The sequence below is a fragment of the Pseudoxanthomonas sp. 3HH-4 genome (genome assembly GCF_006716465.1).
Taxonomy (GTDB): domain Bacteria; phylum Pseudomonadota; class Gammaproteobacteria; order Xanthomonadales; family Xanthomonadaceae; genus Pseudoxanthomonas_A.
Window position 1 is genome coordinate 717,569 of sequence record NZ_VFPB01000001.1, and the last position, 26,068, is coordinate 743,636.

General features: G+C 66.8%; 17 protein-coding genes. 16 read left to right on the forward strand and 1 reads right to left on the reverse strand.

Annotated elements, in window-relative coordinates:
• Positions 1-160 precede the first annotated feature (160 nt).
• Entirely contained in the window at positions 161-1,507 is a 1,347-nt protein-coding gene (locus tag FB548_RS03235; RefSeq protein WP_142123302.1) for a pectate lyase, read from the forward strand.
• A gap of 492 nt (positions 1,508-1,999) precedes the next feature.
• Here FB548_RS03235 and FB548_RS03240 read toward each other — a convergent pair whose 3' ends face one another.
• Complete coding sequence (locus FB548_RS03240; protein WP_185741955.1) at positions 2,000-4,780, reverse strand: TonB-dependent receptor; 2,781 nt, start codon at positions 4,778-4,780, stop codon at positions 2,000-2,002.
• A gap of 240 nt (positions 4,781-5,020) precedes the next feature.
• Between FB548_RS03240 and FB548_RS03245 the strand changes: the two genes are divergently transcribed.
• The 15 genes from FB548_RS03245 to FB548_RS18720 all read left to right on the forward strand — a co-directional run bounded on the left by FB548_RS03245 (position 5,021) and on the right by FB548_RS18720 (position 26,023).
• The gene (locus tag FB548_RS03245; RefSeq protein WP_142123303.1) at positions 5,021-6,037 is read left to right on the forward strand and encodes a sugar kinase; all 1,017 of its coding nucleotides are present in this window, start codon (positions 5,021-5,023) and stop codon (positions 6,035-6,037) included.
• A 133-nt stretch (positions 6,038-6,170) separates the two neighbouring features.
• Positions 6,171-7,022: a CoA ester lyase gene (locus FB548_RS03250; protein ID WP_142123304.1), complete on the forward strand. Its 852-nt coding sequence runs from the start codon at positions 6,171-6,173 to the stop codon at positions 7,020-7,022.
• Between the two features lie 5 nt (positions 7,023-7,027).
• Positions 7,028-9,466, forward strand: a complete 2,439-nt coding sequence (locus FB548_RS03255; protein WP_255470290.1) for a sodium:solute symporter — start codon at positions 7,028-7,030, stop codon at positions 9,464-9,466.
• A gap of 73 nt (positions 9,467-9,539) precedes the next feature.
• A complete protein-coding gene (locus FB548_RS03260) occupies positions 9,540-10,415 on the forward strand; it encodes a LysR substrate-binding domain-containing protein (protein ID WP_142123305.1) in 876 nt (291 codons plus the stop codon).
• A 236-nt stretch (positions 10,416-10,651) separates the two neighbouring features.
• Positions 10,652-12,895, forward strand: a complete 2,244-nt coding sequence (locus FB548_RS03265) for a TonB-dependent receptor (RefSeq protein ID WP_142123306.1) — start codon at positions 10,652-10,654, stop codon at positions 12,893-12,895.
• 2 nt (positions 12,896-12,897) lie between these two features.
• Positions 12,898-14,202, forward strand: a complete 1,305-nt coding sequence (locus FB548_RS03270) for a serine hydrolase domain-containing protein (protein ID WP_221625900.1) — start codon at positions 12,898-12,900, stop codon at positions 14,200-14,202.
• Positions 14,199-15,143: a ribokinase gene (locus FB548_RS03275; protein ID WP_142123308.1), complete on the forward strand. Its 945-nt coding sequence runs from the start codon at positions 14,199-14,201 to the stop codon at positions 15,141-15,143. Before FB548_RS03270 ends, FB548_RS03275 begins: the two co-directional genes overlap by 4 nt.
• A gap of 12 nt (positions 15,144-15,155) precedes the next feature.
• Positions 15,156-17,348, forward strand: coding sequence for an SUMF1/EgtB/PvdO family nonheme iron enzyme (locus FB548_RS03280; protein WP_142123309.1), 2,193 nt, complete (start codon positions 15,156-15,158; stop codon positions 17,346-17,348).
• A complete protein-coding gene (locus FB548_RS03285; RefSeq protein WP_142123310.1) occupies positions 17,345-19,189 on the forward strand; it encodes a beta-L-arabinofuranosidase domain-containing protein in 1,845 nt (614 codons plus the stop codon). The genes FB548_RS03280 and FB548_RS03285 overlap by 4 nt, the downstream gene beginning before the upstream one ends.
• Before the next feature lie 121 nt (positions 19,190-19,310).
• On the forward strand, positions 19,311-20,498 hold the full coding sequence (locus FB548_RS03290; protein WP_142123311.1) for a CoA transferase: 1,188 nt from the start codon (positions 19,311-19,313) through the stop codon (positions 20,496-20,498).
• 130 nt (positions 20,499-20,628) lie between these two features.
• The gene (locus FB548_RS03295; protein ID WP_142123312.1) at positions 20,629-21,351 is read left to right on the forward strand and encodes a TorF family putative porin; all 723 of its coding nucleotides are present in this window, start codon (positions 20,629-20,631) and stop codon (positions 21,349-21,351) included.
• Positions 21,352-21,471: 120 nt separating this feature from the next.
• On the forward strand, positions 21,472-23,172 hold the full coding sequence (gene kdpA / locus FB548_RS03300; RefSeq protein ID WP_142123313.1) for a potassium-transporting ATPase subunit KdpA: 1,701 nt from the start codon (positions 21,472-21,474) through the stop codon (positions 23,170-23,172).
• A gap of 10 nt (positions 23,173-23,182) precedes the next feature.
• Positions 23,183-25,249, forward strand: a complete 2,067-nt coding sequence (gene kdpB, locus FB548_RS03305; RefSeq protein ID WP_142123314.1) for a potassium-transporting ATPase subunit KdpB — start codon at positions 23,183-23,185, stop codon at positions 25,247-25,249.
• A 9-nt stretch (positions 25,250-25,258) separates the two neighbouring features.
• Positions 25,259-25,861 carry a potassium-transporting ATPase subunit KdpC gene (kdpC, locus tag FB548_RS03310; protein ID WP_142123315.1) on the forward strand — a complete coding sequence of 201 codons (603 nt, stop codon included), beginning with the start codon at positions 25,259-25,261 and terminating at the stop codon, positions 25,859-25,861.
• Positions 25,862-25,867: 6 nt separating this feature from the next.
• Complete coding sequence (locus tag FB548_RS18720; RefSeq protein WP_185741956.1) at positions 25,868-26,023, forward strand: hypothetical protein; 156 nt, start codon at positions 25,868-25,870, stop codon at positions 26,021-26,023.
• Positions 26,024-26,068: the final 45 nt, after the last annotated feature.

Below are 26,068 nucleotides of genomic sequence, written 5' to 3' on the forward strand. Positions count from 1 at the left end.
AGTACTCAAGAGGGCTCTCCCCGCAATGTTTTGTTGCACCGCCGAGTGACAGCGCAGGTTGATGGCCTGTATATGGTAAACCGGTGTCATTGACAATGTGCACTGCCGCAAAACCCATCCCGATGCCACGATGCGTCGATCCACTCCTGGGAGGGAGCCAATGCTTCATATCTGTTTTCCCGCGCGGGCCTTCGGGCTGACCTGCGGCCTGGCCGCACTGCTGATGGCGTCCGCGATGACGCCGGCCCTCGCCGCGGACGCGCCTGCACTTGCATTCCCCGGCGCCCAGGGCGCTGCGGCGCACACGCCGGGGGGGCGCGGAGGCAAGATCGTCCGCGTCACCACTTTGGCCGCGGAAGGTCCCGGCTCGTTCAAGGAAGCGGTCACCGCCAAGGGGCCGCGCATCGTGGTGTTCGAAGTGGGCGGCGTGATCGACCTGGGCATGAAGGAGCTGCGCATCAGCGAGCCGTTCCTGACCATCGCCGGCCAGACCGCGCCTCACCCCGGCGTGACGATCATCAAGGGCGGCCTGACCATCGCCACCCACGACGTTGTCATCCGCCACCTGCGCATCCGGCCCGGCGACGGTGGGTTGCCCAAGCGCTCGGGCGACATCGATGCGATCACCACGGTGCGTGGCGCGCACGACGTGATCGTCGACCACTGCTCGCTCACCTGGGCCACGGATGAAAACCTCAGTGCATCCAGCACGCGCTTCCATGGCGAGAACGAAGCCGAGTGGATGGCCAATGCATCGCGCCGGATCACCTACAGCAACAACATCGTCGGCGAGGGACTGGCCAATTCGATCCACGCCAAGGGCGAACACTCCAAGGGCTCGCTGATCCACGACCACGTCAACGAGGTCCTGATCGTCGGCAACCTGTACGCGCACAACTACGAGCGCAGCCCGCTGTTCAAGGGAGGAGCACGCGGACAGGTGATCAACAACCTGATCTACAACCCCGGCCAGCGCGCCATCCACTACAACCTGATCGCGGAAGAATGGCTGGGCCATCCGTACTCGAAGGGCGAGATGGTGGTGCGTGGCAACGTGATGCGCGCCGGCAAGTCTACCGAGCCGCTGGCGTTCCTGATGATCGGCGGCTCCGGCGATCTCGACCTGTACGCGCAGGACAACCTCATCGTCGATCGCGTGGGCAACAAGAGCATCCAGGAGACCGGCAGCTACACGACCGCGCCGGTGAAGCTCAACCGCGTCAAGCAGGCGCCCGCGTTGCCCTTCGGCGTCACCCCCCGGGGTTCCGGTGAAGTCCAGGATGCCGTCATAGAAACTGCGGGCGCCACGCCCTGGAACCGCGACCTGATCGACCGCCGCATCGTCGCCGACGTCATCGAGGGGCGTGGCGAGATCATCGACAGCCAGGAACAGGTTGGCGGTTATCCGCACTACAAGGAAGCCCGCAAGCCGTTCGTCGAGAGCGAATGGAACCTCGACGTGATGGAGCCCATCGCCGGCTATCCGCGCGGCGAACCCTTGCGCTGAGTCCGCGCGGACCGGCATCACCGCCGGCCATGCGTGACAACCAAGGCCCGCCGGGAGGCGGGCCTTTCGTTTTTCCGCCCGCCTGGACTCGGGAGCGACGGGTGATGGTTCGCAAACGGGACCGCGCATCATGGAGCGTTCGTGCGGCTTGGAGCTGGTGGTCAAGGAAAGGTGCCCGGGGCATGCGGCGGGTGCCGACGAGGTCTGCCGCGCGTGCGCGCCACGCTGGCAGGGCAGGCTGATCGGCCATCCGCACGTGGATTGGATCGGCGAGTGCAGCAAGACTGGTGGATGTGGCCCGGTCGAGCCGGTGGCGCGGCCTTCGCTCAGAGCGGGCATGCGCGACAACCGGCGTGGGCATGCGGGGCGGTTGGGGGATCGGATACATCACTTCGCGGATCCTCAGGCGGCATACGGATAAAAAAAGCCCGGCCGGGAGAGGCGGCCGGGCTTCGGGTGCACCTCGAGGCGAGGTGCGGGGCAGTCAATGCATCAGAACTTGTAGCGCAGGCCCAGCAGGTACTGGCGGCCGGTCTCGCTGTAGTCCAGCGGCAGGGTGACGCTCGGGTTCGATACCCACGACTCCTGCGGCTCGTCGGTCAGGTTGATGCCTTCCAGGCTGAGCTCGAGCTTGTCGTTGATCTTCCAGCGCACCGAGGCATCGACCGTGGTGGTGCCGGTCTGGCCATGCACGTCGAACCCCGCTTCCGTGGCCGGTACCTGCAACAGGAAGTCGTCGCGATTGGTCGCCGAGACACGGCCGGAGAAGCGTTCGCCTTCGTAGTAGAGCGTTGCGTTCCAGGAGTGCTTCGACAGGCCGGTCAGGTCGGTCTTGAACGAGTTGGCGCCGGTGGAGGTCAGGTACTGGATCTGCGAATCGACGTAGGTGTAGTTCAACTGCACGCCGAGATTGCCGAACTTGCCCGGCAGGAAGGTGAAGGGCTGCGTGTAGTTGGCTTCGAAACCGGTCAGTTCGCCGCCCGGGGTGTTGAGCGGAACGCTGAAGACGAAGTCGTCGTTCACGCCAGCGCCCGTGCCGTCCAGCAGGCTGGCGGGCAGGCCGCTCGACGAGTAGGGCTGCACGACGCGCGTGGTCTGGATGAAGCTCTCGATGTCCTTGTAGAACAGGCCGAGACCCAGCATCGCGCCTTCATTGAAGTACCACTCGAAACCCAGGTCGACCGTCTTGGCGCGGATCGGATTCAGGTTCGGGTTGCCGCCGCTGACGGTGCGCGCACCGCCACTGACATTGACGGTAACGCCCGGGGTCAGGCTGCCCAGGCCGGGACGCGTCATCACCTTGGCGGCACCCAAGCGGATCAGAAAGTCTGGCGTGACTTCTGCCACAAGATTCATCGAAGGCAGGGTATCGCTGTACTCGCGGGAGACCGTCGTGGCGACTGGTGTGCCGCTGGCTGTTGCGGTACCAGTTGAGGACTGCTTGGTGCGCACATACCGAACGCCGAAGTTGCCGGATACCGGGATCGCACCAAGATCGGCCGAGAACTCGCCCATCAGGTAGACGCCGCGGTCTTCCTCCTCGACGCGGCGCGTGTTCACCGCGCGCTCGCCGAGAGCGAACGGACCGGTGTTGCTGTAGATGTCGTAGAAGTCGGCAATGCCCTGGTAGTCGGGGATCACCCACGTACCCGGCGAGCCGCTCACGCCATCCAGGCTGGCCTGTTCGGTCAGGTCCGTCGGCACGATGCGGGTGCCGTCGGTGAACATCGGCACGTCGGTCATTCCCTCGGTCGAGCGGCGCAGCTCGCGCGTGGAGAAGCTGTAGTCCTTCGCCTGCACGCCGCCCTTCAGGCGGAAGCCCGGGCTGATGTTCCAGTTGAAGTCCAACTGGGCGACGTCGAAGTCATTCTCGACGTACTGCGGGCGGATGCGGATCTCCGCCAGCGTCCAGCCGGAGGGATCGGTCGGGCTGATGCCGTAGTCGATCACCGGCTTGTAGGGGTCGCCGCGGTAATCGTAGCTGTAGTTGTCGACGTTCAGCTTGTCCATGATGATCGTCGTCTGGATCGGATTCTCATGCTCCGATTTCGACGTGCCGAGCTTGCCGGAGATCTTGAAGTTGTCGGTGAACTCGTGCTCGCCTTCCAGCCCCAGCTGGGTGAAGACCGTGTTCCATTCGTCGTGGCGGCTCTCGGAGCGGATGTCCACGTCATCGAACAGGCCATAGACCAGCGCGCCGTTCTCCACCGCGCCATCGCGCACGATGGTCTCCGGCTTGCCGTTCTGCGACGTGCCGCGACTGAACGAGATCGCCTCGATGTACTTCTCGTCGCGCACGGCATCGATCTTCGAGTACAGCGCATCGAAGGCGAACTGGGTGCGGTCGGTCGGTTTGAACTGGAGCGACGCCGTCACGCCCGTGCGCTTCTGGTCGTGTTCCATCAGGGTGTAGCGCGGGAAGCGCGGGTGGAACGTGTCGGCAGACAGGGCCGGCGCGTACGGTGAAGCGGGATTGAAGCCGTTGTTGCTGGTGCCGCGGGCCCAGCGCCCACTGCCGCTGCCTTCTTCCAGTGCCTGCCGCTCGGAATAGGCGACCGACAGCAGCGCACCGAACTTGCCATCGGCCCACGTATTGGCGATCAGGCCGGCCACGCGCGGGTCGGTCGTGCTGCCCATGTCGGCATAGCTGGCCTGGCCGCTGGCCACCAGCGTGAAGCCGTCATAGTCGAACGGACGCGCGGTGCGCAGGTCGACGGTGGCGCCGAGCGAGCCTTCTTCGACATCCGCCTGCGCCGTCTTGCGCACGATCAGCTGCGAGAACAGATCCGAGGCGAACACGTTGAAGTCGAAGCCACGTCCACGGTTGGAACCGCCGTTCTGGTCGGTGGATCCGACGGTGGTCAGCGCCTCCATGCCGTTGATGCGTACGCGGGTGAAATCCGGGCCCAGGCCGCGCACCGAGATGTTGCGGCCTTCGCCAGCGTCGCGGGTGATGACTACGCCAGGAATGCGCTGCAGGGATTCGGCCAGGTTGAGATCGGGGAACTTGCCGATGTCCTCGGCCACGATCGCATCGACCACGCCGGCTTCGCCGCGCTTGATGTCGAGGGCCTTTTCGACACTGGCGCGATAGCCGGTGACGCTGACGGTATCCAGGGTGGAAACATCAGCCTGCGCCGGGGCGGCTTCACTCGATTCGGTGGATTGCGCTGCTTCCTGGGCATGTGCGGCTGCGCTCATCTGCAGCGCCAGACCGATCGAGACAGCAAGCAAGGTAACCGGTGTCTTCCGGCTGTGATGACTGACTGGCATGTTCTCCCCTCCTCAAGGGACCATGGCCGCGTGTAGCGACTGTTTTGATCGAAAATAAAGCGGTTTATTCCCTTACAGATCCTGCCAGCTGGTAAAATGACACCGCTGGTCAAAACGAACGCTAACAGAGTGTGCGCTGCAACAACAACTGGCGACGTACCCGGATTATCTTGTCCCGAGGACAAGCCGGAACGGGCTGTCGATGAGGTTGCGCGCGCCGCCGCAACGGGAGGAAAGGTGATGGGGAAGATCGTCTGTTTCGGAGAACTGCTGTTGCGTCTAGGCGCGCCGGGTCGGCAGGTGTTGCTGCAATCGCCTGTGCTGGACGTGCATGTCGGTGGCGCCGAGGCGAACGTGGCCGTGTCGCTGGCGAGGTTCGGCCATGAGGCAAGGATGGTGGGGCTGGTCGCCGACAACGCGCTCGGCGAGGCGGCACTGGGCGAACTGCGCAGGCATCGCGTCGATACCGCCGCCGTGCAGCAGGTGCCGGGACGGATGGGGTTGTACTTCCTGACCTCCGGCGCCATCCATCGGCCGAGCGAGGTGCTCTATGACCGTGCCGATTCGGCGTTCGCGCGCGCCGGCGGCGGTCGGCATGATTGGGCTGCGTTGCTCGATGGTGCGGACTGGCTGCATGTGTCGGGCGTGACGCCGGCCCTCGGCCAGCAGGCCGCGGATGGGGTCCTCGATGCAGTGAGGGCGGCGCGCGCAGCGGGCGTGAAGGTCTCGTTCGACGGCAACTTCAGGCCGAAACTGTGGGACGCGTGGGGCGGTGATGCGCCGACGATCCTGCGTGGCCTGATGGCCGAGGCGGATATCCTGTTCGCCAGCCATCGCGACCTGCAGGTCGTGCTGGGCCTGGATTTCCCGCAGGCGACGCCACAGGAGCGTTTCGCGGCGGGTGCCGCCGCCGCGTTCAAGGCATTCCCTCGTCTGAGCCAGATGGCCGCGACGGTCCGGGTGCAGCGCAGCGTCGACCATCACGCGTTGTCGGCCGTCACCGCGTTGCGCGATGGCGCGCTGCATGTCACCCCGGCCTATGAGGTCTCGTCCATCGTCGATCGCATCGGGACCGGCGACGCATTCGCTGCCGGTGTGCTGCATGGTGGCCTGGCCGGCATGGCGAACGCGGAGGCGTTGCATTTCGGTGTGGCGGCGGCCTGTCTGAAGCACTCGCTGCCGGGCGACTTCAATCTTGTGGGCGCCGCCGACGTGCAGGCGTTCCTTGGCGAGAACAGCCTGGACGTGAAACGCTGAGTGTCCGGCAATATCAGGGAATGTTGCGTTGCGACATTCCCGGACGCAGGAAAAACTATCGTTTGAAGATGCCGGCGCGGGGTTTGCCCCTCGTCTGTTTGCCGCAGACTGCGCGCCATGATGAGCGCCGTCCATGCGTAGCAAACTGTTCGTCCCCGGAAGCCGCCCCGCCTTGTTCGCCAAGGCACTGGCCAGTGATGCCGACATGCTGTCGCTCGACCTCGAGGACGCAGTGGCCGAGGCCGACAAGCAGGCAGCGCGCATGCAGGTGGCGGCGCTGCTCCGCGATGCGCCGCATCGCGCCGCGGACAAGCAGATGGTCGTCCGCGTGAATGCGTGGAACACCGCAGCGTGGGAAGCCGACCTGCGCGCGATCCTCCCGCTGGACATCGATCTGCTCAATCTTCCGAAGATCGAATCGGCGGAGCAGCTCAGGCAGGCCGTGGCCGAGATCGAAGCGATCGAGGTGCGCCTGCCTTCGCGCAGGGCGATCGGGTTGCTGGTCAACATCGAGACGCCGCGCGCGCTCCGGCATGCGGCGGCCATCGCGAAGGCGCATCCCCGCGTGCGCGGTCTGCAACTGGGGCTGGGCGACCTGTTCGAGCCCCATGGCATCCGCCGCGATGATCTGCGCAACGTGCACACGAGCCAGTACGCACTGCGCCTCGCCGCAGCGGAAGCAGGTGTATTCGCCTATGACGCTGCCTTTCCGGGGCTGGACGACGAGGCGGGTTTCCGGGCCGAAGCGGAGGCCGCGCGGGCGCTCGGCTATCTGGGAAAGAGCTGCGTGCATCCGCGCCAGGTGGCGTGGGCCAATGCCGTGTTCGCGCCGTCCATAGGCGAAATCGAAGCCGCCCGACGGACGGTCGATGCTGCGGAGCGTGCAGGCGAAGGCGCCTTCGCGGTCGACGGGCGCATGGTCGATGCACCGTTCCTGGCGCGCGCGCGCGCGGTTCTTGCCCTGGCAGAACGGGGGCGGGCGTGACGTACATGACGGGCACTGGGACCGGCATGGCTGCGCTGGTACGTCGCATGGGCAGGCTCGTGGTTCTGCTTCCGCTGTTCCTCTTCAGCACCGCGCTGTTGCCAGCGCAAGCGGAAAGCCTGGCCGGCGTGAATCAGTCTTCGGTGCCGGCACCGCCGGTCGAGGTGCGCGCGCTGCATACGGTGGGATCGCATCTTGTCGCATTCGCGGATGCCGGCGCGTGGCGGTGGATACCTGCCGAAAAGCAGTGGCGCGCCGTGGCGTTGCCGTCGAATGTCGATGCCGATGGCTGGAAGAACGCGGCCATCGGGCGGCTCTACAACGTACGCCCGTCATCGGGCGAATCCGCCGTGCGTGTGGTCGCGGAAGCGACCTTCGCGGAGGGGCGGCTCGTATTGCGTGATCTGCCGCAGTTACCGTTTCCCTTGGCACGGCTGCGCTTGGCGGAAGGTGCAGCCGTGCTGTACGTGGCGGGGCAGGACGCGCAGGGTATCAACCACGTGTTCCGACGCAGGCTGGACGCTGCAGCGGGCACGGCCTGGCAATCCATGCCGGCCTTGGATGGCGACGGCGCCGCGGACACGCTGGTCGCGCAACGCGGTGAACTCGTGGCCACCATTGCTGGCGAGAGCGGCGACGCCTTGTGGCGGTGGTCGCCGGACCACGGCTGGCAGGCATTGCCGTCGGTGCCAGGCAGGGTGCTGACGGCCGACGGCGCGCGCGCCGTCGGCCAGGCGCACGTGCTGTATCTGCTGCAGCCCGATGCGGCCGGTGGACGGGCGCCACGCCTCGCGACCTTCCACACGGTCACGCGCGCGTGGGCGGACCTGCCTGCGCCGACCGACGCGATGCCGGCGCCGGTCACCGCGTGGGGTGACGGCTTTGCCGGTGCCGATGCATCGGTTGGCACGATCCGCATGGTGGAGGTCTCTGCGCGCAGCCATCTGTTGACGTGGCTGGACTGGCTGGTGATCGTGGTCTATCTGGCGGCGATGGTCGGCATCGGCATGTACTTCTACCTGCAGGAGAAGCGCGCCTCCACCGCGGACTTCTTCGTGGGTGGCCGCAGCATTCCATTCTGGGCGGCAGGGGTGAGCCTGTACGCCACCAATACCAGCTCGATCAGCTTCATCGCCATTCCGGCCAAGGCATTCGAGACGAACTGGCAGTACCTCACCAACAATCTGATCGCCGTGCTCGGCCTGATGTTCGTCGCGGTCTGGATCGTGCCGCTGCTGCGCCGGCTGGATCTGATGTCGGTGTTCTCCTATCTGGAGAAGCGTTTCCACCCCGCCATCCGCATGCTGGCCAGCGCGCTCTGCATCGCCATGCAGATCGGCAGCCGCATGAGCGTGATCCTGTTCCTGCCAGCGCTGGCCATCGCGACCATCACGGGCGTGGACGTGGTGTGGAGCATCCTGATCATGGGGGTGTTCACCATCCTGTACACCACGCTGGGCGGCATGAAGGCGGTCATCTGGACCGACTTCGTGCAGGTCTTCGTGATGTTCGGCGGCGCGATCTTCGCCATCGGGTTCATCATCTACCACCTCAATGGAGGCGTGCCGGAGCTCGTGCAGGTCGCCATGGCGGAAGACAAGACACGCCTGTTCGATTTCAGCTTCGACCTCACCAAGGCCACGGTCTGGGGCTTCATCTTCCTGGTCCTGTTCGACGTGGTGCTCACCTTCCCGAAAGACCAGGTGCTGATGCAGCGCGTGTTGTCGACCAAGTCGGACAAGGAAGCGGGGCGTTCCATCTGGACCTTCGCGGCGATCATGGTGCCCGGCGGATTCTTCTTCTATGCCATCGGCACGGCGCTGTATGTGTACTACCAGTCGCATCCGGAGCGGATGAACCCGCTGCTCCCGCTCGATGCCACCTTTCCCCTGTTCATCGCTGCCGAGCTCCCGATGGGCGTGACCGGCCTGATCATCGCCGGCATCTTCGCCGCCGCGATGTCCACGCTGTCCAGCATCATCAACAGCGTCTCCACCCTGGCATCGGTCGATTTTTACGAAAAGTTGGCCAAGAACCCCACGCCGAAGAAGAGCGTGCTGTTCGCGGAAATCATGGGCGTACTGGTCGGCCTGCTCGGCATCGGCATCGCACTGCTGCTGTCGCGCTACGACATCCATTCCCTGTTCGACGTGTCGATCGAACTGGCGGGCCTGCTGGGCGGTGGCTTCGCGGGCGCCTACACGCTGGGCATGTTCACCCGGCGCGCCAATGCGCAGGGCGTGGCGATCGGCATCGCCGGCGCCATCGTACTGACGCTGCTGATCTGGTCGATGGACCTGGTGCATCCCTACTTCTACCTCGGCATTTCGATCCTGCTCTGCATCGTCATTGGCTATGCCGCCAGTTGGCTGTTCCCCCCGCCGGCGCAGTCGCTGAGCGGACTGACCATCCACCGCCAGGATGCGGTGGGCGCGACGCGCTGATGGCGCATGGGCCATATGTCCCATCGTCGCGTGGCCTGCCCTCGTGTAGCCTGAGGGCGACAAGGGGAGGCGCGTGGACACCCAGTTCCTGAATACGTTCGTGGTGGTGGCCGACCGCGGTTCGATGGCCGCGGCGGCACGCGTGCTCAACATCACGCCGGCGGCCGTGGCGCAGCAGATCCGCACGCTCGAGCGGGAGCTCGGCGCGCCGCTCATCGCGCGTGCCGGCCGCACCGTCAGCCTGACCGAAGAGGGTTCGCGCATCCTGCAGCGCGCACGCGACCTGCTGCGTGACGTGGCCGACATGCGCAGCGTCGCCAACGACAGCGAAGTGTCCGGCGAATTGCGCCTGGGTGCGTGCCCCACGGCACTCGCCGGCATGTTGCCGGACATCCTGGCGCGGATGGTCGACAAGTTCCCGCAGATCAACGTCTACATCCGTCCGGGCTATTCGGCCGAGCTGTACCGCGCGGTGGAAACCGGCGAACTCGATGCGGCGCTGGTATTGCAGGCGCCGTACAACCTGCCCAAGACCTGTGATTGGCAACTGCTGCGCGAAGAACCGCTGGTGATGATCGCACCGGCGCGCATGGCGGGCCGGGACCCGCACGACCTGCTGCGCGAGGAGCCGCTGATCCGGTATGACCGGAATCAATGGGGGGGACGGGTCGCAGACGACTACCTCCGCCGCGCCGGCATCGTGCCGCGCGAGCGTTTCGAACTCAATGGCCTGAATGCCATCGCCGTGATGGTGGACCGCGGTCTGGGCGTATCGCTGGTGCCGGACTGGGCGCGTCCGTGGCCGGAGGGCCTGGATCTGGTACGCATCGCGCTGCCGCTGGCGAGTGAACCCAGGCGGATCGGCATGGTGTGGTCGCGTTCCACGGTGCGTATCCGCCTGGTCACCGTGCTGCTGCAGGAGAGCCGCGTCGCCACCGGGCAGGCCTGATCGCCGCGCGATGTTGCAGTGCACGCTACAAAAACTAGCCTGTGAACATATCCGCGGGCGATTCTTCCGTGACGGGCGTCCGCCTACGCTTCGAACATCGTCGGGTTCAAGCGTCTGGGAGGAACGCTGGGCACGCCGGCCGTCCCTTGCGGCCTTTCTTGCACGCACATCCCTGTCACGGAGCGGTCGCCTGCTGTGCCGCCGTGCCGTCCACCGAAGCATTCCGAGAACAGACCATGAAACAGGTACCCGCCGCGTTCGGCGTTTTCCTGCTGGCCGCCGCGGTCAGCGCCAGCGTCCAGGCCCAACAGAACACCCCGCTGCCGCAGGACGCGCCAGCCGAAGAAGAGCGGGCGAAGGATGCCGTCGACCTGGACCAGGTGATCGTGACCGGCGTGCGCACGCCGAAAGCCGTGGACAAGATTCCCGGCGCCATCACCCTGGTATCGCGCGAAGAAATCCAGCACACCCTGCTGGTGACCGAAGATGCGACCGCGGTGCTGGCGCGTACCGTTCCCGGATACGCGGAATCGTCGCAGGCGATGAGCAACACTGGCGAGACGCTGCGCGGCCGCATCGCGCTGCGCCTGTTCGATGGCGTGCCGCAGGGTTCACCGCTGCGCGAAGGCGGACGCAATGCGACGTTCACCGACATGGGCATGGTGGGGCGCATCGAAGTAATCAACGGGCCGTCTGCGTCCGAAGGCATCGGCGCCGCCGGCGGCATCATCAACTACCTCTCCAAGGTGCCGGAGAAGGAAGGTCACGAGACCACCGTGGTTTCGCGATACTCCAGCCAGTTCGGCGACGACAGCGCCGGCTGGAAACTGGGTGTCAACCACGCCTACAAGCAGGACAACGTGGACTTCCTGGGCGGGGCTTCCATCATCGACCGTGGCATTTCCTACGACGGCAATGGTCGCCGCATCGGCATGAACACCAGCGGTTCGGTATCCGACTCGGAGGCCAAGAACCTGTTCCTGAAGGGAGGCATCAACTTCGGCGAAAGCGGCGAGCAGCGCCTGCAGGCGACCCTGAGCCACTTCAAGATCGAAGGCAAGGGCAACTACGTCCAGGTCGAGGGTTGCCGCTATGTCGACGAAGATTGCCCGGTGCCGGTCACCAATACGTCCGAGCGCGGGCAGATTTTCGGCCAGAAGGCCGAATTCAACGACTTCAAGCAGTATGCGGTGAAGTACACGCACGGGAACTTCCTCGGCGGCACGCTGGGCGTGGACGCCTACTATGCCGACCAGGCGATGCGTTACCTGCCCGAGAACGGAGACGACAAGCAGCTCGTGAAGGTGGACGACGACTTCGACGAAGCCGACCGCATCTTCGACCAGTCCGAGATCGTCACCGAGAAGAAGGGTTTCCGCATCGGCTGGACGCGTTCGGAACTGTTCAACGTGTCCGGGCTTGAACTGCGGACCGGCATCGACCTGGTGAAGGACACCGCGCAGCAACGCCTCGCGCTGACCAACCGCCTGTGGGTACCGCCGATGGAGTACGAGAGCAAGGCGCCCTACGCCCAGCTGACCTGGGATATCGGCCCGGTGACGCTGAGCGGCGGCTACCGTCGCGAGGATGGCGACCTGCACGTCGACAGCTACACCACCACGCCATACCGCAACAGCGTGTTCGTGCAGGGCGGCGGTGTGCAGTACAAGGAGAACCTGGTCAACTACGGTGCCATCTGGCGCATCACCGACGAGTGGTCGGCATTCGCGTCGTACGGCGAGGGCTTCGGTCTGCCGAACATCGGCATCCCACTGCGCAACATCAGCGTGGAAGGCCAGTCGGTTGACCGTATCGCCGACATCGCGGCCATCGTGGTGGACAACACCGAGTTCGGCATCAACTGGCGCGGAGAGCGCGGTTCATTGAGTGCCTCGCACTACGATTCCGAAACGCCGTTCGGCACGTCGCTGGCGATCGATCCGAACAACAACGACTTCATCCTCAGTCGTGCACCCACGCGCATCAAGGGTGTCGAACTGAGCAGCGACTGGCGCTTCAACGAGCAGTGGAAAGTCAGCGCGCTGTACTCGCGCATCCGCGGCAAGACCGCGTTCTGGGCTGCCGCGCCCAATGGCGACTACGACGCTGGTGGGCTCAACAAGCCGATGGGCGTGCTGGACATCAACCCGGACAAGATCTCGGCGTCGGTGACTTGGAATTTCCTGCCCAATGGCAACGTGACGCTGGGCGCAACGCGACTGGCGGACCGTCATCTTTCGGGCAGCGATGTGCGGGACTTCGACGGCCGCGAGTTCGAGTATGAAGAGAACACCTACGGCTACACCCTGTTCGACCTCGGCGTGAACTACGAGACCGAACGTTTCGGCAAGTTCTCGCTCGGCATCGAGAACCTGACCGACAAGCAGTACATCCTCAGCTGGTCTCAGTTGGAAGGCTTCCAGAACTACTGGGCGGGCCGTGGCAGGATGGTGTCCATCACCCACACCATCACGTTCTGATCTTGGATCCTTCGCTGTCCCCACGCCGGATGCCGGCCAAGCTTGTCGCCCCCACGCCACCTGTGCACACAGGTGGCCGTGGGCGGCTCTGGTTCGGCCTGGCACTGCTTGTTCTGCCCTGGCTCGCCGCGGCACAGCCGGCAGCGTCGCCCGATGGGCTGGATGAGCAGCTCCGGCAGGCGACAGGCGAGGGGGGATACCTGGGTGTCGTGGCCGATGTCTGGCACAAGGATGCGCGGGTCTATCACCGCGTCATGGGGCAGGCCGATCTGCAGGGCACGCCCCTGCGCGAAGACGCGATCTTCCGCATCTATTCCATGACCAAGCCCATCACCTCGGTGGCGGTGTTGATGCTGGTGGAAGAGGGCAGAATGCGGCTGGATGATCCGGTCGCACGTCATTTGCCCGAGTTCGCCGATCTGCAGCGCGTGTCGGGTGGCGACGAAGCGAAGCCACACCGCATGGCGGTGCATCGCCCCTTGACCGTGCGCCATCTGTTGATCCATACGGCGGGCTTCGCCACTGGCGGCGACGACATCCGGGTGGCGTCGGCATTGCTTCAGCAACAGGCGCCGGAAGACGCGGAAGATCTGGCGGACTACGCACGCCGTGTCTCGCGCGCGCCGCTGGCCGCTGAACCCGGCACCCGGTTCCGGTACGACGGCGTCAACAGCGAGGTACTGGCGCGGGTCGTCGAGGTGGCCAGTGGAACGCCGTTCGATGTGTTCCTGCAGACACGGATCTTCGCGCCCCTCGGTATGCGCGACACCGGCTTCCGGGTGCCGGCATCGCAGCGAGGACGCATCATGGCGCTGACCACGCGCAATGCCGAGGGCCATCGCGTGCTGGCGGATACGCCTTCCGCGCGCGAGCCGGGCATTCCGTTGCGTGCCTACCGCAGCGGTGCGGGCGGCCTGTACTCGACCGCTGCCGATTACCTGCGTTTTGCGCGCATGCTCGCCAACGGCGGGGAACTGGATGGCATCCGCCTGCTCCAGGCATCGACCGTGGACCAGATGATGCAGGACCAGCTCGCGCGCTTCGATCCGCCTGTCGCCTACCCGGAAGCGGGCGAGGGCTTCGGCCTGGGCGGCTACGTCGTCACCGATACCGCGAAGACCACGCGACCCGGCTCGCACGGGCAGTTCGGCTGGTCCGGCGCAGCGTCCACGTGGTTCACCATCGACCGTAGCCGCAAGCTGGTGATCGTGCTCATGTCGCAGCACCTGCCGACGGACGGCGCCCCCGCGCTGCCGAAGATCGCGGCACCGTTCTACCGGCAGGTCTATTCAGCGGTGTCGCCATGAAGGCGCCGGTACTGGTGGCCGGTTCGGCCAACCTGGATTTCGTTGTCCGCGCGCCGCATGTGCCCGCGCCGGGCGAAACCGTACTCGGTCGCGACTTCGCCACCTTCCCCGGGGGCAAGGGCGCCAACCAGGCCGTGGCCTGTGCGCGTGCGGGTGGCGTGGCGACGCGCATGCTGCTGGCGCTTGGCGATGATCCCTACGCCACGGTGCTGGAAGCCGCACTGACGGACGCGGGCGTGGCAACGCACATCGTCCGCGTGCCCGCTGTGGCCAGCGGTACCGCCTTCATCTGCCTGTCTGACGATGCGGAAAATGCGATCACGGTGGCCCCGGGCGCGAACGCGGCCCTGCGTCCGCACCATCTGCCGTCCCTCTTTGGCGTCACCCACCTGTTGCTGCAACTTGAAACACCACTGGATGCCGTGGCGAGCTTCGCGCACGTGGCGCACGCTGCCGGCGTGCACGTGCTGCTGAACGCCGCGCCCGCCACCACGCTTCCTCCCTTGTTGCTGCAGGACGTCGACCTGCTGGTGGTCAACGAAGGCGAGCTCGCTGCGCTTGCCGGTCCCGGCACACTGGTCGCGCAGATGTCGCGCCTGCCGGTGCCGTGCGTGGTCGCCACGCTGGGTGCCCGCGGCTGTGTCGCCAGGCGCGGGGGCGAACTGTTCCTGCAGCCGGCGTTCCGCATCGATGCCGTGGACACCACGGCCGCGGGCGATACGTTCTGCGGTGCGCTCGCCGCCCGGCTGGCGCAGCATGCATCGCTGGCGGACGCGCTACGCTTCGCCAGCGCGGCATCGGCCCTGGCATGCACGCGCCTGGGTGCGCAGGCCAGCATCCCGACGTGCGACGAGGTCGCTGCATGGCTGGCCACGCAGGTCGATGCGCCCGAGCACAAGGCTGCCCTCGCCGCGTATTGCGGTATCCCCGCTTCCGATTGAAAGACCCATCCCATGAATTCCCCCACGTCCCCCGATCCTTCCGACGTACCGGACACCACCGACGCGCTGCCATCGCCAGTGAAGACCGAGTACAAGTTTTCCCACGTCACCACCCAGCGCTACCTGCCCACGCCGGGCAAGGCGCCAGGCTGGCCGTTCGCCGACATCGGCCAATGGAAGATCGACGCGAACGCGTCCGCCGACGACTGGGTCGCCGAGCTGAAGGACTGGCGTCGCGAACACCTGACCCGCATCGGCTACGACGACGCCAACTACCGCCGGCCGGAACTGCAGTGGGCGCAGCGCAACTTCGTGCATGCGCAGGTGATGGTCGAGGACCGCTACCTCTACGATCCCGCCGCCGGCCGCTACACGGTCGATCGCTACCTCGATGACCTGGACGCCCGCTTCGGCGGCCTGGACAGCGTGCTGCTGTGGTGCGTGTACCCCAACATCGGCGTGGACGACCGCAACCAGTTCGATTTCGCGCGCAGCCTGCCTGGCGGGCTGGAAGCGCTGCGCGGCGCGGTCGACGACTTCCATCGCCGCGGCGTGCGCGTGTTCCTCACCACCATGCCGTGGGACAACGGCACCCGCGACGAAGGCGAGCCGGACTGGCAGGCCATCGCGAAGATCGTCAAGGCGGTCGGCGCGGACGGCATCAACGGCGACACCTACAACGGCGTGCCGCGCGCGTTCTTCGACGCCTGCGATGCGCTCGGCCATCCCGTGGTGGTGCAACCGGAATCCACGATCAGCGCCGAGGAGCATCTGATCTGGAACGTGCAGAGCTGGGGCAAGAAGGCGCCGAACGAAGTCGTGCCGCCGGTGGCGAAGTTCAAGTGGCTGGAACCGCGCCACATGATCAACTACGAGAACCGCTGGGGCCGCGACCGCAACCACGATCTGCAGTACATCTTCTTCAATGGCGTGGGCTACAACGCCTGGGAAAACGTGTGGGGCTTGTGGAACCAGTTGACCCCGCGCGACGCCGAATCGCTGCGCCGCATTGCTGCGATCTACCGCCGCTTCCCATCGTTGCTGGTCAGCCTGGACTGGCGACCGTACGATCGCACGCTGCAGGCCGGCATCTTCGCCAGCCGCTTCCCGGGCGAGGGGCGCACGCTGTGGACGCTGGTCAATCGTCACGAGTACGTGATCGCCGGTGAGCAGCTGGCTGTGCCGCATGTCGACGGCACGCGCTATTTCGACCTGTGGAACGGCACGGTGCTGCAGCCACGCATCATCGACGGCCAGGCGATCCTGGAGACGTCGCTGGAAGGTCGCGGCTTCGGCGCGCTGCTGGCGTTGCGGGCGGGCGTGGAAGAAGAAGGCCTGGAGGTGTTCCTCGCGCAGATGGCGGGCCACGCGGCGACACCGCTGGCGTCGCTGTCCGCACGATGGACCGCACTGCCGCAGACCTTGCAGCCGATCGCAACGACCCAGCCACAGACCGCTGCGCCGGACGGCATGGTGACGGTTCCGGCGGGCGAGTTCCTGTTCGCCGTGCAGGGCATCGAGATCGAAGGGCAGGTGTGGGAAGGCGTGGACGTGCAGTTCCCGTGGGAACCGACCGCGCGTCGCCACCATCGCCACCGCATGCAGGTCGCGGCGTTCCACATCGATCGTCACCTGGTGACGAATGCGCAGTTCAAAGTGTTCATCGACGCCACCGGTTATGTGCCGCGCGACGCACAGCACTTCCTGCGCGACTGGCGCAACGGCGCGCCGCAGGCCGGCTGGGAGAACAAGCCTGTCACCTGGGTGTCGCTGGAAGATGCGCGCGCGTACGCCGCGTGGGCGGGCAAGCGACTCCCGCACGGCTGGGAATGGCAGTACGCCGCGCAGGGCACGGACGGCCGCCTGTATCCATGGGGCGATGCGTGGCGTGACGATGCCGCACCGCCGGTGTTCCGCGGCCGCACGTTGCCGCCGCCGGCCGATGTCGGTGCGTATCCTGCAAGCGCCAGTCCGTATGGCGTGATGGATCTGGTGGGTCATGTCTGGCAGTGGACCGACGAGTTCCACGACGAGCACACGCGCGCCGCCATCGTGCGCGGAGGCAGCGATTACGAGCCGCGCACCTCGCACTGGTACTTCCCCCAGGCCAAGCGGCTGGACCAGCACGGCAAGCTGCTGCTGATGGCACCGGGCAAGGATCGCTCCGGCCGCATCGGTTTCCGCTGCGTGGTGGACGCTGCATGAGCGCGACCGCCTCCGGTGTGTCGCCGTCCGTCGTGCTTGGCGGCATCCTGGGCGCGGCGCTCGATGCCAACCTGCGGGGCCGCCTCTCGCACTTCATCACCGCGCCGGACAGTCCGGCCATCGTGCTGTTCTCGCCGGAGCATCGCGCGCGCAACACCGAAGGCGACTGGTACGGCGAACACGCCGGCAAGTGGCTGTCGGCCGCGGCCCGCGCCTACGCTCGCAGCGGCGATGCGGCCTTGGGGGAAAACCTGCGCGGCGTCGCCGACTATCTGCTTTCCGTGCAGGAAGCCGACGGTTACCTGGGCACCTACGCGGAAGAACGCCGCTTCATTCATCCGCAGCCGCCGAAGCCGCCGAGCTGGGATGGCGCGCCGGCATTGCGCACCTGGGACATCTGGGTGCATGCCTACCTGATCCTCGGTCTGGTCGAAACCGCACGCGCCCTGCAGGATCCACGCTACACGCAGGCCGCCGCGCGTATCGCCGATCTGTGCGCGCAGGCACTGGCTTCCGGCATCGACATCACCACGCTCGGCAACCACCACGGCATGTCGGCCACGGTGTTGATGGACGCTGCGCTGGAGCTGCATGCGGAAACCGCGGAGCCGCGCTTCCTCGCGCTCGCGCAGCGCGTACTGGAGCAGGCGAACGCGCACCCGGCGTTGCGCCTGCTGCCTGCGCTCGACACCGGCGCCGACGCCTCCGAGATCGCCACCGGCAAGGCCTACCAGTTGCTGTGGAACCTGGTCGCGCTGGTGAAGCTGTGCCGCGCCACCGACGATGCCGGCTTGCGCGACGTGCTGGAGCATATCTGGCAGAACATCCGCGAGCACCACCTGACCCTGGGCGGCGGACCCTGGGGCGGCGTCGCCCATCGTTCACGCGAAGTGTTCAACGCGCGCGGCAGCTTCAGCCCGAATGCCTACGTGGAAACCTGCTCGCTGCTGTCGTGGATCCAGTTCAACCGCGAACTGCTGCGGCTGACCGGCGAGGCGCGCTTCGCCGAAGAGATCGAGCGCACCGCCTACAACGATCTTCTCGGTGCCCACGCGCCCAACGGCGAGGACTGGTGCTACTACTCGTTCCCGAATGGGCGGCGCGTGCATACCACTTACTGGCGTTGCTGCAAGTCCAGCGGCGCGATGGCGTTGGAAGAGCTGCCGTCCATCGCGTATACGCAGGCCGGCAACGCGGTGAGCCTCAATCTGTACGGGCCAGGCGAAGCGCGTCTGGTACATCCGCGTGCGGGCGCATTGCGGCTGCGCCAGCACACCACGTATCCATTCGACGGTACTGTGTCGCTGCAAGTCGAGCCAGAGCATGACGCCAGCTTCGAAGTGCGCCTGCGCGTGCCCTCATGGGCACAGGGCGCCACCATCAGCGTAAATGGTGAGGCGGTGGACGCGGACGTGGTGCCCGGCACCTTCGCCAGCGTGACACGGCGCTGGAGCGCGGGCGACCTGCTGACCATCGTGTTCCCGCTGCGACCGGTCCTGCACCATCACGCGCTGCGCAACGTGCAGGAGTCGCGCGCGCCGGACGGGGGGGAGGTCAGGCAGCAGGTGCTGGACCTGCGCTATGTCGGCCTGACGCGCGGCGCGCTGGTTTACGCCACCGAACTGATCGACGGCTTCAAGACCGAGGAGACCATCCGGCTGCCGGATGGTCCCCAGGACGATTGGCTGCAGGTGCTGCCCGTCAGCGACGGCGAAGAAGGCGCGGGCATCGCCATGCAACTGGGCTATCGCGCGCCCCTGCTGTTCTGGCCGTACTACCGCGCGGGTGGCCGCGTGGATGGCGCCTGGCGCCTCACCTGGCTGTCATTGCCGCCGGCATGAAGACACCGGCGCTCGCAAGAATTTGTGGCAGAAGAAAGTACGGCGGCTGGCTGTATCCGGCCCGCCGCGTGGCACAGACTTGTCGTTGCCGTCGCGGCGGCGGCTGAAGGAGGCTTCTTCCATGGACAACGCGTCTCCCTTCCGTTCGCGTCTTCGCCAGGGTCCGGCGGGGCCGCTCAGCGGCGTGAAAGTGCTCGACCTGAGCGCCTATATCGCCGGCCCCTACGGTTGCACGCTGCTGGCCGACCAGGGCGCCGACGTCATCAAAGTGGAGCCGCCGGACGGCGACAACCTGCGCCAGTACCCGTCCACCCTGGAGAAGGAGAGCCGGGCATTCCTCGGCGTGAACCGCAGCAAGCAGGGCGTGGTACTGGACCTGAAGCAGCCGGCCGGGCACGCCGCGCTGCTGCGACTCGTGCGCGAAGCCGACGTGCTGGTGCACAACTTCCGTCCCAGCGTGCCGAAGCGTCTCGGGATCGACTTCGACCGCCTGTCGGTGATCAATCCGCGCCTGATCTACTGCGCGGTCACCGGCTATGGCGAGCACGGGCCCATGAAGGACAAGGCCGGCTACGACCAGGTGCTGCAGACCATGACCGGAATGTGCACGCTGCAGGGCAAGCGCGGCGGTGCACCCGAAATCATCTACGGCTCGGTGGTGGACTACTACGCGGCCGCACTGCTCGCGGCCGGCGTGTCGTCGGCGCTGTACGAGCGTGAACGCAGCGGGCTTGGCCAGTTCGTCGGCGTGTCGCTGCTGCGCAGTGCGTTGACCATGCAATCCGCGCGCATGATCTGGGCCGAAGGCGAGGCGCTGGACATCGGCCGCGACATGCGGTCGGGTGGCGTCACCGGTATCCATCCCGCGCGCGAGGGCTACCTGTACCTGTCCGCGAACACGCAACGTTTCTGGAAGGCGCTGTGCCGGCTGACCGGGCTGGATGCACTGGCGGACGATCCACGCTACGACACCGTGCGGAAGCGGGCCCAGCACGCCGCCGGGATCGTGCCGCAGCTGCATGCGGCGCTGCAGGCGCGCAGCGCGATGGAGTGGGAAGCCCACTTCGGCGACGAGGTGCCCTGTGCAGCCGCGCGCCGCGTCGAGGACATGTTCGAGCACCCGCAGGTGCTGGCCGAGGACATGGTGGCCGAGATCGCGCATCCCGTCGTCGGCAGCTACCGTGGCGTCACCCGGCCCATCGCGTTCGGGCGCACGCCGGGCCCGGCGCCGTTCGCCGCACCCGTGTTCGACCAGGATGCCGAGCACGTGCTCGGCACGCCGTCACCGCAGGCGCGCACGACCGGCTGAGGCAGGGCGCGGGGCGCGGGGCGGCTTTACGCCGAATTTACGGCGGTTCGCGGGAAGCACATGGCGGCTTTACGCGGTGCGGGACCAGACTTTCGCGGTCGGCGGAACGTCTTCCGCCTGGATCGCACTCATGTCTTTCATTTCCTCCGTTTCACGCAGGCGAGTGCCTGCGTTCGTCGTTTCTTCCCTCGCCGCCGGTCTGCTGTTGGCCGTCGCCTCGTCCGCCACGGCTGCCAACTTCACCGGTTCCGGCGCCATCACCACCGACTACGTGTGGCGTGGCACCACGCAGACGCAGGGCGATCCTGCGGTGCAGGCGGGCTTCAAGGCCACGGCCGACAACGGTCTGTACGGCGCGATCTGGGGCTCGAACGTCGAGTTCGCCCCGGAAACGAAGGCCAGCAGTGAGATCGACGTCACCGTCGGCTGGGGCGGGACGCTGTCCGAGGACTGGGCGCTCGACGTCAACCTCACCCACTACCGGTATCCGTCCACGACGGTCGACCTCAACTGGACCGAGGCCATCGGCACGCTGACCTGGAAGCAGAACTACTGGGCGCAGCTGGGCTACTCCACCGAAGCGCTCGCGACCGACGAAGCGGGCGCCTATGCGCAGCTGGGCGCCAAGTTTCCGCTGAGCGAACAGGTCCGCCTGGAAGCTGCCGCCGGTTACTACTGGCTGGACGACGCCTATGACGACAGCTACGCACACGCACAGCTGGGCGCCGTGTGGGCGTTCAAGGCGCCGTTCGAGCTGCGCGTTACTGCGCACGCCACCGACAGCAGCGCGAAGACGCTGTTCCCGGGGCTGGCCGGCTCGCGCGTGGAAGCGGCGCTGCAGGCCTCGTTCTGACGGCGGCCGTGCTCGCGTCCTTCCTCTACCTGTTCCTGGGGCTGGCGAGCCTGCTCGCCGGCGCCGGTCTTCTGTTCCTGCTGATCACCCGGCGTGCACGCACGCCGATGGACGACTCCCATGACTGAATTCCTCCTTGTTTTCGCGCTCGCGATCGCGCTGGGCTGGCCGCTGGGCCGCTACCTGGCCGCGGTGATGCGCGGCGCGCCCATGCGTGGCGACCGGCTGTTCGGCCTGATCGAACGCCCCCTGTACCGCCTGCTCGGCGTCGATCCTGCGCAGGGCATGGGCTGGAAGGGCTATGCCAAGGCCTTCCTGCTCAGCAACCTGGTGCTGGGCGTGGTGGTGTGGGTCGTCCTGATGACCCAGGCCTGGCTGCCGCTCAATCCCAACGACATCCCCAACATGCGCTGGGACCTGGCGCTGCACACCATGGTGTCGTTCCTGACCAACACCAACCAGCAGCACTATTCCGGCCAGGCACAGCTGTCGTACCTGGCGCACGCCAGCGCGATCGTGGGCCTGCAGGTGATCACGCCGATGATGGGCCTGGCGCTGGTCGCCGCCACCTTGCGCGGCCTGTTCGGTGGGCGAGAGAAGGATGCTGCGACGAACACGAACAGCGATGCCGATGTCGGCAACTACTGGGCCGATGTCATCCGTCCCACCGTGCGCTTCCTGCTGCCGCTATGCCTGGTGTGGTCGCTGGCGCTGACGAGCCAGGGCGTGCCCGCCACGCTGGACGGCGGTCCGGTCGCCACGCCGATCGACGCGAGCGCGGAGATGGCCGAGCAGAAGATCGCCCTGGGGCCCGTCTCGCCGATGGTCGCGGTGAAGCAACTCGGCACCAACGGCGGCGGCTGGTACGGCCCCAACAGCGCCGTGCCGCTGGAAAACCCCACGCCGTTCTCCAACCTGCTGGAAACGCTGGCCCTGATCCTGATCCCCGTCAGCATCGCCTTCATGGTGGGCAGCTTCACCGGGCGCAGGAAATTCACCGCGCTGGTGTTCGGCACCATGCTGACGATGTCGCTGGTCTCCGCCGGCACGGCCGTGTGGTCCGAAAGCCTGTCCGGCACGTCCAGCGACATCGCGCTGATGGAGGGCAAGGAAGTGCGCTTCGGCGCCGCGCCGTCCGCGCTGTGGGCGGCCTTCACGACGCAGACCTCGAACGGCTCGGTCAATGCGATGCACGACTCGCTGGCGCCGCTGACCGGCCTGGTCCCCATCAGCAACATGCTGGTGAACTCGATCTGGGGCGGCATCGGGTGCGGCCTGCAGCAGTTCCTCGTCTACCTGCTGCTCAGCGTGTTCCTGGCCGGCCTGATGACCGGCCGCACGCCGGAGCTGTTCGGCCGCAAGATCGAAGCGCATGAAGTGAAGCTGTTGGCCGCGCTGGTGCTGCTGCAGCCGCTCGCGCTGCTGGGCTTCACCGCCATCACGCTGGCCGTGCCCTCGATCACCGGCAATTCCAATCCGGAGTTCCACGGCATCAGTCAGGTGTTCTACGAGTACGTTTCGGCGTTCGCCAACAACGGCTCCGGTTTCGAGGGCCTGGGCGACGCGACGTACTGGTGGAACCTCAGCGCCTCGCTGATGCTGGCGCTGGGCCGCTACCCCGCGCTGATCATCCCGCTGGCCATCGCCGGTTCGCTGGCGCGCAAGCGCGCCACGCCCGAAGGCCCCGGCACCCTCAAGGTGGAAACCCCGACCTTCGCGCTCACCCTGATCGCCGTGGTCGTCATCCTGACCCTGCTGCAGTTCATGCCCGTACTGGTCCTCGGCCCCGTTGCCGACCACCTGGCCCTGAGCGCGCTCTGAGAACACCGACATGACCCACTCCTCTGCTCCCTCACGCCACGCCGGCCGCGCGCCGGCCCTGCTCGACAGCGCGGGCTTCCGCGCTGCCGTCATCGGCTCCTTCACCAAGCTGGCCCCGCAACACGCCTTCCAGAACCCGGTCATGGCCGTGGTCTGGCTGGGCACACTGTTGACCGCCGGTCTTACGCTGGCCGGCACCACCACGCCAGGCATCGGCTGGTCGGTGACCGTGCTGCTGTTCGTCACCGTACTGTTCGCCAACTTCGCCGAAGCCGTCGCCGAAGCGCGCGGCCGCGGCCAGGCGGCGTCGCTGCGCCGCGCCCGCAAGGACCTGGTGGCGCGCCGCATCGATACGCCGCTGGGTGGCGCCGAACGCCGCCTTCCCGCGGCCGAGCTGAAGCCCGGCGACTACGTCATCGTGTCCGCGGGCGAACAGATCCCGGCCGACGGCGAAATCGTCAAGGGTCTGGCCACCATCAACGAATCCGCCGTCACCGGCGAATCGGCACCCGTGCTGCGCGAAGCCGGCACCGACCGCAGCGGCGTCATCGGCGGCACCCAGGTGCTGTCCGACGAGATCGTGGTGAAGATCACTGCCGAACCCGGCCATAGTTTTCTAGACCGCATGATCTCGCTGGTCGAAGGCGCCAACCGGCAGAAGACGCCGAACGAGATCGCCCTCGGTCTGTTGTTGATGACGATGACGCTGACCTTCCTGATCGTCGTGGTCACGCTGCCGTTCATCGCCGGCTTCGTCGGCGCGAAGCTCGATCCGCTGCTGCTGGTCGCGCTGCTGGTGTGCCTGATTCCCACCACCATCGGTGGCCTGCTGCCCGCCATCGGCATCGCCGGCATGAACCGTGCGCTGGCCGCCAACGTGCTGGCCAAGTCGGGCAAGGCGGTCGAAGTCGCGGGTGACGTCGATGTACTGCTGCTCGACAAGACCGGCACCATCACCCATGGCGACCGCCAGGCCACGCTGTTCCATCCGCTGGCCGGCATCGATCACGAACAGCTGCGCGATGCCGCCATGCTGTCATCGCTGGCCGACCCCACGCCGGAGGGCAAGTCCATCGTGCGTCTGGCGCGCGAGCAGGGTGCCACGCTCGTGGATCCGGCGCAGGCGCACTTCGTCGCCTTCACCGCGCAGACCCGCATGTCCGGCGTGGACCTGGCCGGTGACGGCCCCGGCCGCGCACGCCGCATCCGCAAGGGCGCGGCCGACGCCATCCTGCAGCACGTGAAGGCATTGGGCGGCAGTGCGCCGGCCGAACTCACCGCGCGTGTCGAACAGGTCGCACGCAACGGGGCCACCCCGCTGGTCGTCAGCGACGGCAACCACGTGTTGGGCGTGGTCGAACTCTCCGACGTGGTCAAGCACGGCATCAAGGAGAAGTTCGCCCACATGCGGGCGATGGGTATCCGTACCGTGATGATCACCGGTGACAACCCGTTGACCGCCGCCGCCATTGCGGCCGAAGCCGGCGTGGACGACTACATCGCCGAGGCGCGTCCGGAAGACAAGCTGGCGCGCATCCGCCAGGAACAGGCCGGTGGCCGCCTGGTCGCGATGGTCGGCGACGGCACCAACGACGCGCCTGCGCTGGCCCAGGCCGACGTGGGCTTGGCGATGAACTCCGGCACGCAGGCGGCGAAGGAGGCCGGCAACATGGTCGATCTGGACTCCGACCCGGCCAAGCTGCTGGAAGTCGTCGAGGTCGGCAAGCAGCAGCTGATCACCCGCGGCGCGCTGACCACGTTCTCGCTGGCCAACGACGTGTCGAAGTACTTCGCCATCCTGCCGGCGCTGTTCGCCGGGGCGATCCCGTCGATGGCTGCGTTGAACGTCATGCAGCTGTCGAGCCCGACCAATGCCGTGCTGGCGGCGCTGATCTTCAACGCCGTCATCATCCCGCTGCTGATCCCGTTGGCGCTGCGCGGCGTGCGCTTCCGTCCGGCCGGCGCCACGGCGCTGCTGCGCCGGAACATGCTGGTCTACGGCGTCGGTGGCGTTCTGCTGCCGTTCGCCGCCATCAAGCTCATCGACCTGTTGCTGGCCGCCATCACCGGCGCCTGAGGACTTCCCATGAACACCCCATCCGTTTATCCCACTGACGCTGCGCCGGTCTGGCGCCCGGCCCTCGTGCTGGCCGGCGTGTCGTTGCTCGGTTTCGGCCTGCTGTACTCACTGGCCGGCACCGGCCTGGGTTCGTTGCTGTTCCCGCACCAGGCCAGCGGCAGCCTGATCGAGCGCGACGGCAAGGTGATCGGCTCGTCGCTGGTCGCCCAGCCGTTCGCCGATGACCGCTACTTCCAGTCGCGTCCGTCCGCCGCGAAGTACGACGTGATGGCGCTGGCCGGCAGCAACCAGGCACGCACCAACCCCGACCTGCGCAGCCGCATCGATGAAGCCCGGGCCACGGTCGCCGCGCGCGAAGGTGTGGCGCCCGATGCGGTGCCCAGCGACCTGGTGACCCAGTCCGGCGGGGGCATCGATCCGCATCTCTCCCCGGCCGCCGTGCGGATCCAGGTCGCCCGCGTCGCTCGCGTCCGCGGGTTGCCGGTGAGCGAGGTCGAGCGCCTTGTCGCCGAGCACACCACGGCGCCTCAGTTCGGCCTGCTCGGCGCGCCGCGCGTCAACGTGCTGGAACTCAACCTGGCCCTGGATGGGGCCGGAAAACCGGAGTAATGCACCATGGACCACGACCGATGTCCCAAGGGCCTGGCCGGTCATAAACGACGCCTCGGCGCCTGGCGCCGCGAGGTGGCGTTCCGGACCGTCCTCTTGATGGCCGCCATCGGCTATGCCGCGGTGGTCGTGGTGCTGGCTCACCATGTGCCACTGCGCTGACCGCATTCCGGATGCGGCGCGCGATGGACGCATAACGACAACAGG

What these genes read in the sequence shown, in the direction of transcription:
- FB548_RS03280 (WP_142123309.1), top strand. Translation starts at nt 15,156, where the DNA reads ATGAATTCCCCCACGTCCCCCGATCCTTCCGACGTACCGGACACCACC.
- FB548_RS03295 (WP_142123312.1), top strand. Translation starts at nt 20,629, where the DNA reads ATGTCTTTCATTTCCTCCGTTTCACGCAGGCGAGTGCCTGCGTTCGTC.
- FB548_RS03275 (WP_142123308.1), top strand. Translation starts at nt 14,199, where the DNA reads ATGAAGGCGCCGGTACTGGTGGCCGGTTCGGCCAACCTGGATTTCGTT.
- FB548_RS03245 (WP_142123303.1), top strand. Translation starts at nt 5,021, where the DNA reads ATGGGGAAGATCGTCTGTTTCGGAGAACTGCTGTTGCGTCTAGGCGCG.
- FB548_RS03250 (WP_142123304.1), top strand. Translation starts at nt 6,171, where the DNA reads ATGCGTAGCAAACTGTTCGTCCCCGGAAGCCGCCCCGCCTTGTTCGCC.
- FB548_RS03235 (WP_142123302.1), top strand. Translation starts at nt 161, where the DNA reads ATGCTTCATATCTGTTTTCCCGCGCGGGCCTTCGGGCTGACCTGCGGC.
- FB548_RS03285 (WP_142123310.1), top strand. Translation starts at nt 17,345, where the DNA reads ATGAGCGCGACCGCCTCCGGTGTGTCGCCGTCCGTCGTGCTTGGCGGC.
- kdpB (WP_142123314.1), top strand. Translation starts at nt 23,183, where the DNA reads ATGACCCACTCCTCTGCTCCCTCACGCCACGCCGGCCGCGCGCCGGCC.
- FB548_RS03290 (WP_142123311.1), top strand. Translation starts at nt 19,311, where the DNA reads ATGGACAACGCGTCTCCCTTCCGTTCGCGTCTTCGCCAGGGTCCGGCG.
- kdpA (WP_142123313.1), top strand. Translation starts at nt 21,472, where the DNA reads ATGACTGAATTCCTCCTTGTTTTCGCGCTCGCGATCGCGCTGGGCTGG.
- FB548_RS03240 (WP_185741955.1), bottom strand. Translation starts at nt 4,780, where the DNA reads ATGCCAGTCAGTCATCACAGCCGGAAGACACCGGTTACCTTGCTTGCT.
- FB548_RS03255 (WP_255470290.1), top strand. Translation starts at nt 7,028, where the DNA reads ATGACGGGCACTGGGACCGGCATGGCTGCGCTGGTACGTCGCATGGGC.
- FB548_RS03265 (WP_142123306.1), top strand. Translation starts at nt 10,652, where the DNA reads ATGAAACAGGTACCCGCCGCGTTCGGCGTTTTCCTGCTGGCCGCCGCG.
- FB548_RS18720 (WP_185741956.1), top strand. Translation starts at nt 25,868, where the DNA reads ATGGACCACGACCGATGTCCCAAGGGCCTGGCCGGTCATAAACGACGC.
- kdpC (WP_142123315.1), top strand. Translation starts at nt 25,259, where the DNA reads ATGAACACCCCATCCGTTTATCCCACTGACGCTGCGCCGGTCTGGCGC.